11 protein-coding genes are annotated in these 8,918 nt (G+C 56.1%); all 11 read left to right on the top strand.

Annotated elements, in window-relative coordinates:
• A partial coding sequence (gene xseA, locus ACI3UA_RS08220; RefSeq protein WP_439724330.1) for an exodeoxyribonuclease VII large subunit occupies positions 1 to 617 on the top strand: 617 nt, incomplete at its 5' end.
• Between the two features lie 2 nt (positions 618 to 619).
• Positions 620 to 865: an exodeoxyribonuclease VII small subunit gene (gene xseB / locus ACI3UA_RS08215; protein ID WP_439724329.1), complete on the top strand. Its 246-nt coding sequence runs from the start codon at positions 620 to 622 to the stop codon at positions 863 to 865.
• Complete coding sequence (locus ACI3UA_RS08210; protein ID WP_439724328.1) at positions 865 to 1,743, top strand: polyprenyl synthetase family protein; 879 nt, start codon at positions 865 to 867, stop codon at positions 1,741 to 1,743. Before xseB ends, ACI3UA_RS08210 begins: the two co-directional genes overlap by 1 nt.
• Positions 1,744 to 1,758: 15 nt before the next feature.
• Entirely contained in the window at positions 1,759 to 3,645 is a 1,887-nt protein-coding gene (dxs, locus tag ACI3UA_RS08205) for a 1-deoxy-D-xylulose-5-phosphate synthase (RefSeq protein ID WP_439724327.1), read from the top strand.
• Positions 3,645 to 4,454 carry a TlyA family RNA methyltransferase gene (locus tag ACI3UA_RS08200; RefSeq protein WP_439724326.1) on the top strand — a complete coding sequence of 270 codons (810 nt, stop codon included), beginning with the start codon at positions 3,645 to 3,647 and terminating at the stop codon, positions 4,452 to 4,454. The genes dxs and ACI3UA_RS08200 overlap by 1 nt, the downstream gene beginning before the upstream one ends.
• 59 nt (positions 4,455 to 4,513) lie before the next feature.
• Positions 4,514 to 5,365, top strand: a complete 852-nt coding sequence (locus ACI3UA_RS08195; RefSeq protein WP_439724325.1) for an NAD(+)/NADH kinase — start codon at positions 4,514 to 4,516, stop codon at positions 5,363 to 5,365.
• Between the two features lie 13 nt (positions 5,366 to 5,378).
• Positions 5,379 to 5,837, top strand: a complete 459-nt coding sequence (argR, locus tag ACI3UA_RS08190; protein ID WP_439724324.1) for an arginine repressor — start codon at positions 5,379 to 5,381, stop codon at positions 5,835 to 5,837.
• A 31-nt stretch (positions 5,838 to 5,868) separates the two neighbouring features.
• Complete coding sequence (gene recN, locus ACI3UA_RS08185; protein WP_439724323.1) at positions 5,869 to 7,578, top strand: DNA repair protein RecN; 1,710 nt, start codon at positions 5,869 to 5,871, stop codon at positions 7,576 to 7,578.
• Positions 7,571 to 8,116, top strand: a complete 546-nt coding sequence (locus ACI3UA_RS08180) for an NUDIX domain-containing protein (RefSeq protein ID WP_439724322.1) — start codon at positions 7,571 to 7,573, stop codon at positions 8,114 to 8,116. The genes recN and ACI3UA_RS08180 overlap by 8 nt, the downstream gene beginning before the upstream one ends.
• Positions 8,117 to 8,131: 15 nt before the next feature.
• Positions 8,132 to 8,755 carry a site-2 protease family protein gene (locus tag ACI3UA_RS08175; protein ID WP_439724321.1) on the top strand — a complete coding sequence of 208 codons (624 nt, stop codon included), beginning with the start codon at positions 8,132 to 8,134 and terminating at the stop codon, positions 8,753 to 8,755.
• 78 nt (positions 8,756 to 8,833) lie between these two features.
• Positions 8,834 to 8,918: hypothetical protein (locus ACI3UA_RS08170; protein WP_439724331.1), on the top strand; the 85-nt coding region annotated here is incomplete at its 3' end.

Raw genomic sequence — 8,918 nt, 5'->3', positions numbered from 1 at the left:
ACGTGCTGATTGTGGGCAGGGGCGGCGGCTCCATGGAGGATTTGTGGTCCTTCAATGAAGAGGTCGTGGTGCGTGCGATTTATCGCTCCCGCATCCCTGTTATTTCCGCCGTAGGGCATGAAACGGACTTTACTTTGGCTGATTTTGTGGCGGACAAGAGGGCGGCGACACCTTCGCAGGCGGCGGAGTTTGCCGTGCGCGATGCGGGCGAGCTGGCCAGGCATCTGCAGGGTCTGCAGCTTCGCATGAAGGGAAGCCTGCGGCGCCAGCTGGAAAGAGGCAAAGCTCACCTTGCCAGCCTGATGGAGCGGCCTGTGTTCAGGCAGCCGGGAGTGATGCTGCAGCAGCGCCAGCAGAAGGCGGACATGCTTCGGGAGAGGCTGGTTTCTGCAACGGGCCTGTACATCAGGAACAACAGGCAGATGGTGGGGCATCTGGTAGACAAGCTGGAGCTGGTAAATCCTGCCGGCGTATTGCGCCGGGGGTATGGACTGCCGCAGAAATCAGATGGCACCATCATATCGAGCATAGACAAAATAAGTATGGATGAGATTGTGAGCGTGCGGGTTGCGGATGGTGCATTTAAGGCCCGTGTCACTGAAATAGAGGAGGTATAAACATGCCACGCAGGAAAACGGCTTCCTTTGAGGAAAATCTGCAGGAGCTGGAAAAGATAGTCAACCGATTGGAGAGCGGTGAAGCTCCGCTGGCAGAGGTTATGGCAGATTATACCAGAGGCATGGAGCTATCAGGCAAATGCCTGGAGGCATTGAAGAAAGCGGAGGAGCAGATGGATGTACTGCTGGCTGAGTCCGCGGATGGCAGTGTAACAGAGCAGGAACTGATAATCGAGGGGGAAAGGTAATGGACAAGACACAATGGAATGAGCGGATAAAGCTGGTTGAGGCCGCATTGCTGGAGGAGCTTGGCGTTGAGAGCGCCCTTGTTCCCGAGCTGGCCGATTCCATGAAGTACAGCCTGATGGCCGGAGGCAAGCGCCTGCGCCCGATTCTGGTCATGGCCGCCGCGGATGCGGTCGGTGCAAGGGGAACCGATTTTTTGCAGGCCGCCTGCGGCATAGAAATGATTCATACCTATTCCCTGATTCACGATGATCTGCCTGCCATGGACAATGACGATTACCGCCGTGGCAAGCTGACCAATCACAAGGTATATGGCGAAGCGCTGGCTATTCTGGCCGGTGATGCCCTTTTGACCCAGGCCTTTGAGGTTATCCTGCGCCAGCAGGGAGTGCCTGCGGAGGTTCTGGTGCAGGTTGTGAGGGAAATGAGCGTGGCCGCCGGCCCGAATGGCATGGTGGGCGGTCAGGTTATTGACATGCTTTCCGAGGGAAAAAAGATTTCTCTGGAAGAATTGCGCAGGATGCACATGGGCAAGACAGGCGCCCTGTTCAGGGCGGCCATCAGGAGCGGCGCTATCTTGGGCGGCGCTGATGCTGTCAGGCTGGAGGCGCTGACTACCTATGCGGACTGCTTCGGTCTGGCCTTCCAGATTACGGATGATATCCTCGATGTGGTGGGCGATGAGGCCGTAATCGGCAAGCCGGTGGGCAGTGACGAAAGAAATGACAAGTCCACCTACGTTACGCTGACCTCGCTGGAAAAGGCGCGGGAGCTGGCGGCAGAAACCGTGGCAAGGGCCTTGAAGGCGCTGGAGCCTTTTGGCAGAGAGGCAGATTTCCTGCGGGAGCTGGTGCAGATGCTCCTGGAACGCAATAAGTAAAAGGGGAGATTTTGTGTGGAACAAATTTTAGATAGCATCAAGCATCCGGCGGATATCCAGAAGCTGTCCCTGCCCCATTTACAGTCGCTGGCCGCAGAACTGCGCCGCATGATAATCGACACCTGTGCAAAAAATGGCGGGCATCTGGCGCCAAGCCTGGGCACGGTGGATTTGACGCTGGCACTGTACAGCGTGTTCAATCCAGAGAAGGACAGGGTTATCTGGGATGTAGGCCATCAGGCTTATGCGCACAAGATTCTGACCGGGCGCAGGGAGTCCTTTGCCACCCTGCGTACCATGTCGGGGATTACCGGCTTCCCGAAACGTTCCGAATCAAAATATGACGCTTTCGGTACGGGGCATGCCAGCACATCCATATCGGCCGCCCTGGGCATGTCCATAGTGCGCGATTTGGAGGGCAAGGATTACAGCGTAGTGGCTGTTATCGGTGATGGCGCCCTCACCGGGGGCGAGGCCTACGAAGGACTGAATTATGCCGGTGCGCTGGGCAGGCGGCTGGTGGTTATCCTCAACGATAACGAAATGTCCATTGATAAAAATGTCGGTGCTATGTCGGAATACCTGTCCCGCATCAAGCTGGCGCCGCAGTATGCCAGGGCCAAAAAGGACATTGAGGGCTTTTTCAGGAACATACCCCGCATCGGTGATACGGTGCTGAAGACGGCGGAGTATCTAAAGGATGGCGTCAAGGCGGCCATTACGCCGGGGGGCTGGTTCGAGGAAATGGGTTTCAGCTACATAGGGCCTATTGACGGACACAACATTGAAAGCATGCAGGCTGTCTTCCGGCAGCTGAGCCATATTGACGGCCCTGTGCTTGTACATGTGCGCACAAGGAAGGGAAAGGGCTACCTGCCTGCGGAAGAGAAGCCGGACAGGTTCCACGGCATCAGCAGGTTCAACAAGGCAACGGGAGAACCTATAAAGAATCCTGCCGCGCCGCCGTCCTATACGGATATTTTCAGCCGCACGATGCTGGAGCTTGGCTACAGCAATCACAGCGTTGTGGCCATTACGGCGGCGATGCCGTCAGGTACAGGCCTGAAGGCATTTGCAAAGCAGTTCCCGGAGAGATTTTTTGATGTGGGTATCGCCGAGGAACATGCGGTGACCATGGCGGCAGGGATGGCCGCCGCCGGGGCGCATCCGATGGTGGCCCTTTATTCCACCTTCGCCCAGCGGGCCTATGACCAGATCGTACATGATGTGTGCCTGCAGAACCTGCCGGTGACGCTGTGTCTGGACAGGGCCGGGCTGGTGGGGGCGGACGGCCCTACCCATCACGGCGTATTTGACTATTCCTATCTGCGGCACATTCCCAACATGGTGATTATGGCGCCAAAGGATGAAAATGAGCTGAGAAATATGCTGTACACGGCCGCCGGATATGACGGCCCTGCGGCGGTGCGCTATCCTCGCGGCTCGGCTACGGGCATTGAGCTGGCCGAAGAGGCCAGGGTGCTTGAGATAGGCAGGGCGGAGCTGATTTCCGGTGATGGCAGGGGCGCGGCCCTGCTGGCCATCGGCAGTATGGTCAAGCAGGCCATTGAGGCGGCCCGCATACTGAACATGGCCAATATCAAGGCGACGGTCATCAACATGCGCTTTGTAAAGCCGCTGGATACGGCAATGCTGAACTGGCTGATAGAGCGTCAGCCGTCCCTCTGGGTTACGCTGGAAGAAAACGCCCTGGCGGGCGGCTTCGGTTCCGCGGTGGCGGAGTACATGGCGGATTCCGGCAGTCAGTGCCGCATCATGCGTTTTGGCATAAAGGACGAGTTCATCGAGCATGGCTCCTGCCCGCAGCTGCTGGAAAAATGCGGGCTTACGGCCCAGCAGATAGCTGACAGAATTATTGAAAATATTGGTGGTATGGACTGATGGCAAAGGAAAGACTGGACGCACTGCTGGTCAGGCGCAATCTCGTTCAGAGCAGGGAGCGGGCCAAGACAACTATCATGGCGGGCCTGGTGCTGGTAGACGGACAAAAAATAGATAAGGCCGGCACAATGGTCAAGCCGGAGGCTGAAATACGCGTGCTGGGGGACACGCTTCCCTATGTGAGCCGCGGCGGCCTGAAACTGGAAAAGGCCATTAAGGAATTTGGCGTTTCCCTGCAGGGAAAGGTGGCCGCTGATATCGGCGCTTCCACCGGCGGCTTTACGGACTGCATGCTGCAGAACGGGGCGGTGAAGGTGTTTGCCATTGACGTGGGCTATGGCCAGCTGGCCTGGAGCCTGCGCACCGATGAGCGGGTAGTCAACATGGAGCGCACCAACGTGCGCAATGTTACGCCTGAACAGCTGGGGGAGGCGGTTGACCTGGCCTCAATAGATGTAGCCTTTATTTCTCTGGAAAAGGTACTGCCGGCGGTCAAGGAAATGCTGCAGCCGTCGGGTGAAATCGTGGCCCTCATCAAGCCGCAGTTTGAGGCAGGCAGGGAAAAGGTAGGCAAGAAGGGCGTCGTCAGGGATGCCGGCGTGCATGAAGAGGTTATCAGCCGGGTTGTTTCCCTGTCACGGCAGATGGGCCTGACGCCCAAGGCGCTGACGTATTCGCCGGTCAAGGGGCCGGAGGGCAACATAGAGTACCTCATCTGGCTGGACAAGGCGGCGGAGGCCGCCGACGGGGTCACTGACGGTCTGGTGCAGGAAATCGTCAGGCTGGCCCACGGCGCGCTGGATAAATGAACCTGTTGCAGTGCTGATTGTAAATGGTATTTTAGCTGGTGTACCTTTTGAGGTGTACGATGAAGACAATAGCAATTTTTCCCAACATAGAAAAAAGTGAATCAGCCGGAGTGCTGGAGCGGATTGTTGCTTTTTTTGCGGATAAGGATGTGCGGCTGGTGATGCCGGAGGCCACGGCAAGGCTCTTTGGCTATCCGGAGCTGGGTGTACAGCGCGTTGACGAGCAGAATGTGGATATCGGGCTGAGCATCGGCGGTGACGGCACGCTTCTGGGCGTGTGCAGACAGCTTTACGCCAAGGATATCCCCTGCTGTGGCATCAATATAGGCAACGTGGGCTTTCTGGCGGATATTGAGGTGCCGGAGCTGGAGAGCCGCCTCGGCAAGCTGCTGAAAAATCAGTATTACATTGAGGAGCGGACGGTTATTTCCAGCTCCCATTACAGCCGCGGCGAGAAGCGTTTTTTGGGCCATGCCCTCAACGACGTGGTCATCTGCAAGGGCGGTGTTTCCCGGATGCTGCATCTGGGCATGAGCGTTGCCGGCTGTCGCCTGACCGACTACAAGGCGGACGGGGTGATTGTCTCCACGGCTACCGGCTCCACGGCGTATTCTTTGTCGGCCGGAGGCCCGATTATCAATCCCGTCGTCAAGTCGCTTCTGATAACGCCTATCTGCCCTCATACATTGGAGGTTCGCCCCATGGTGATTTCCGATGAGGACCATGTGCGCATCCATATTGCGGCGGTGCATCAGGATATCCAGATAACTCTGGATGGGCAGGAAAGCTATCCGATGCTTCCGGGTGATGAGGTGACCATCCGCAAGGCAAAGAATCCTGCCAAGATTATCAAGTTCGAGGACAGGAATTACTACTACACCCTGAAAAATAAGCTATGGCGTAATTTATAGCGAGGTGAAAACTTTGAAAAACTATCGACAGGCCAAGATAAAGGCTATTATTGAGGCACAGATCATCGAGACACAGGAGGAGCTGGCGGCGGCCCTGAAGGAGCAGAAGATTGAGGTCACCCAGGCTACCGTATCAAGGGACATCAAGGAGCTGAATCTGGTCAAGATTCCCTACGGGCACGGCAAGTATCGCTATTCCTACCCGCTGGATGTACAGCAGGTGCATTCCGAATCCAAAATGCAGAAAACCTTTCAGGATGCTGTAACCAGCATTGATTTCAGTGAAAATATCGTGGTAATCAAGACACAGCCGGGGGCCGGCGGCACGGTGGCCTTTGCCCTGGACAATGCCCAATGGCCGGAAATCATCGGCACGGTGGCCGGTGATGATACGGTGCTGGCGGTAGTGAAGCAGAAGGAGCTGGCGCGGGGCATCGTTACGAGAATGAAGGCCATGGCAGAGGAAGCATGAGGGCGAGAGGATTAGAGAATAGGGGATTGGCATGCTAAATACGCTTACTGTGTGGAATTTTGCTCTTTTGGAGCATATTCAGATTGAATTTGATAAGGGCCTGAACATTCTGACTGGCGAAACAGGTGCCGGCAAGTCAATTTTGATTGATGCACTGGGGGCCATGCTGGGCAGCCGCCTGTCCACGGACCTGATTAGAAGCGGGCGGGACTGGCTGCGGGTGGAGGCTGTCTTCTCCCTGGAGAATCAGTCAAAAGTCGTGGAATTTCTGGAAGGAAATGCCATTGATACGGCGGATGGCGAGCTGATTATAACCAGGCAGATTACCAGCGGCGGCAGGGGCAGCATCCTGATAAACGGCTGTCACACCACGCTGGCCGTACTGAAAAGCCTCGGCACCCTGCTGGTTGATATTCACGGCCAGAATGAAAATCTTTCCCTGCTGAAACAGGAGAATCAGTTTGCCCTGCTGGATGAATCCGGCAGTGACCTGAAGGATGCGCTGAGCCGGTACGGTGACAGCTATGGCGCCTTTCGGGAGGCCGAAAAGCGTCTGCAGGAGAAGGAAAGCGCTTCCAGCGATTACGAACAGCGGCTGGATATGCTGAGGTGGCAGATTCAGGAGATTGAGAACGCCCGCCTGCAGGAAAACGAGGACGAGGAACTGCAGAAGGCCATCAACAAAATGTCCAACGCGGAGAAGATTTCCCGTCACATCACCAGTGCCTGCGAGCTTCTGTATGGCGGAAGCAACAGCGGCATCGGCGTCGTCAGCGGCCTTGAGGAGGCTGTGGAAAGCCTGAAAGCTCTGGGCAGGTTTGATGATGCACTGGACGAGGTGGCAGGCATTCTGGGCGAGGCCGCCATCCAGGTCAGGGAGGCGGGCTACGAGGTGCGCGACTATGCGGATTCCCTTGAGTTTGACCCGCGGCTTCTGGACAAGCTGCAGGGGCGCATGGATGTGATTGACAGACTGCGCAAAAAATACGGTGCCACCATTGCTGATATTCTGGCATATTATGACAGATGCCAGCAGGAACTGGCCAACATCGAAAACTATGATGAGGATATTGCGGCACTGCGGGCGGAGGTGGAGGCCGCCAGGGCAGAGGCCGTGCAGGCGGCAGTCAGGGTAACCGATTTGCGCCGGGCCGCGGCGGCGGATTTGTCCGTTGCTGTTGAAGGGCATCTTGCGGCACTGGGAATGCCGGACGCCAGCTTCGTGATTTCCGTGGAGCCGTCGGAATCGTTGGGGCCAAACGGGCAGGACAGGCTGGAAATCCTGTTTTCGGCCAATCCGGGACAGGAGCCGCGGCCGATACAGAAGGTTGCCTCCGGCGGCGAGCTTTCCCGCATCGCCCTGGCCATCAAGACGGTTACGGCCAGCAGGGACACATCACCTGCCAGCATGGTGTTTGATGAGATAGATACGGGGATTGGCGGCAAGACGGCCAGAATGGTGGCAGAGCGCATAGCCATGGCGGCTGTGGGCAAGCAGGTGCTGTGCATCACCCATCTGCCGCAGATTGCCTGCATGGCGGACAACCATCTTTATATCAGCAAGTCCGTGGCCGACAACCAGACCTCCACATCAGTACGTTCCCTGACCGAGGGAGAACGCATTAACGAGATTGCAAGAATGGCATCCGGCGCCAATGTTTCATCAGCGGCTCTGGATAATGCCAGGGAAATGCTTGCCTATGCAAAGCTAAAAAAAGAGGAGTACAGTAAAAATGGATGAAGATTTGATTGAAAGCAGGATAAGCAGTGAGGATGTTTTTGACGGATGTCTGCTGCATGTCAAGAAGGATACCGTGAAGCTGCCCAACGGCAGTATTGCCTACCGTGAGTGGATTAAGCATCCCGGTGCCGCCGCAGTTTTGCCGATAATGCCTGACGGCAGGCTGATTTTTGTGCGTCAGTACCGCTATCCGATTCAGCAGGTTACGCTGGAAATCCCTGCCGGCAAGCTGGATGCAGAGGGTGAGGATCCCTTTGAGTGCGCCGGGCGCGAGCTGTCAGAGGAAACCGGCTATCAGGCTGACAAGTACACATACCTGACCAAGCTGGCAACCACAGTGGGCTTTTCCAACGAGTTCATTTATATCTATGCGGCGGAGGGGCTTACCCCCGGCAGGCAGCATCCGGACGAGGATGAGTTCATCAATGTATGTATCCTGACCATGGAGGAAGCCATGGAAAAAATCCGGTCAGGCGAGATTTGTGACGCCAAGTCCATTACGGCGGTGCTTCTCTGGCGGGAAATGCAGAAGAAGTGATTTTGGGAGGGTTTTATGTTTGATTTTTCTCTGATTGGCTTGATAGGCGGCCTGCCGGGGCTACTGATTGCGCTGGTGGTGCATGAGTATGCCCATGCCAGGGTGGCGGATGCCATGGGTGATTTTACGCCGCGGCTGATGGGGCGGCTGACCCTCAATCCGAAGGCCCATATTGACCCGATTGGCCTTGTGATGCTGCTGATTGCCCATTTTGGCTGGGCGAAGCCGGTCATGGTAAATGCCCGCAATTTCAAGGACTGGAAAAAAGGGGAGCTGCTGGTGGCACTGGCGGGGCCTGCTTCCAATCTGATTGTGGCATTTTTATCATTGGTGGCCATGGCCCTGCTCTTTAAGGTGGGGATTTTTTCTGACGGGGTGCGGCTGGTGCTGTCCATGATGGTGCTGTACAACATCAATTTTGCCATCTTTAACATGCTGCCCCTGCCGCCGCTGGATGGCTCAAAGGTGCTGACCGTGCTGCTTCCGGGCAGGTATGCCTACAAGCTGATGTCATTGGAACGGTACAGCTTTATTATCCTGATTGCCCTGATGATGACGCCGGTGCTGACAGGGATACTGATTCCCCTGCAGCGTGTGGTGCTGGGCATGTTCAACACAATCATCGGTGTATTTCTTTGATAAAGCCTGAAAAATAAAAGAAGCAATGTAGAAATACGGCACGGCCACAGGGCCTGCCGTTGGGGAGGATTTTGAGAGATGAAGAAGATTATTCTTACTGGTGACAGACCTACCGGCAAACTGCATGTAGGCCATTATGTCGGTTCCTTGAAGCGCCGTGTGG

The organism is Anaerovibrio sp., assembly GCF_051866355.1.
Lineage (GTDB): Bacteria > Bacillota > Negativicutes > Selenomonadales > Selenomonadaceae > Anaerovibrio.
This window is presented reverse-complemented; position numbering and strand designations above follow the sequence as displayed.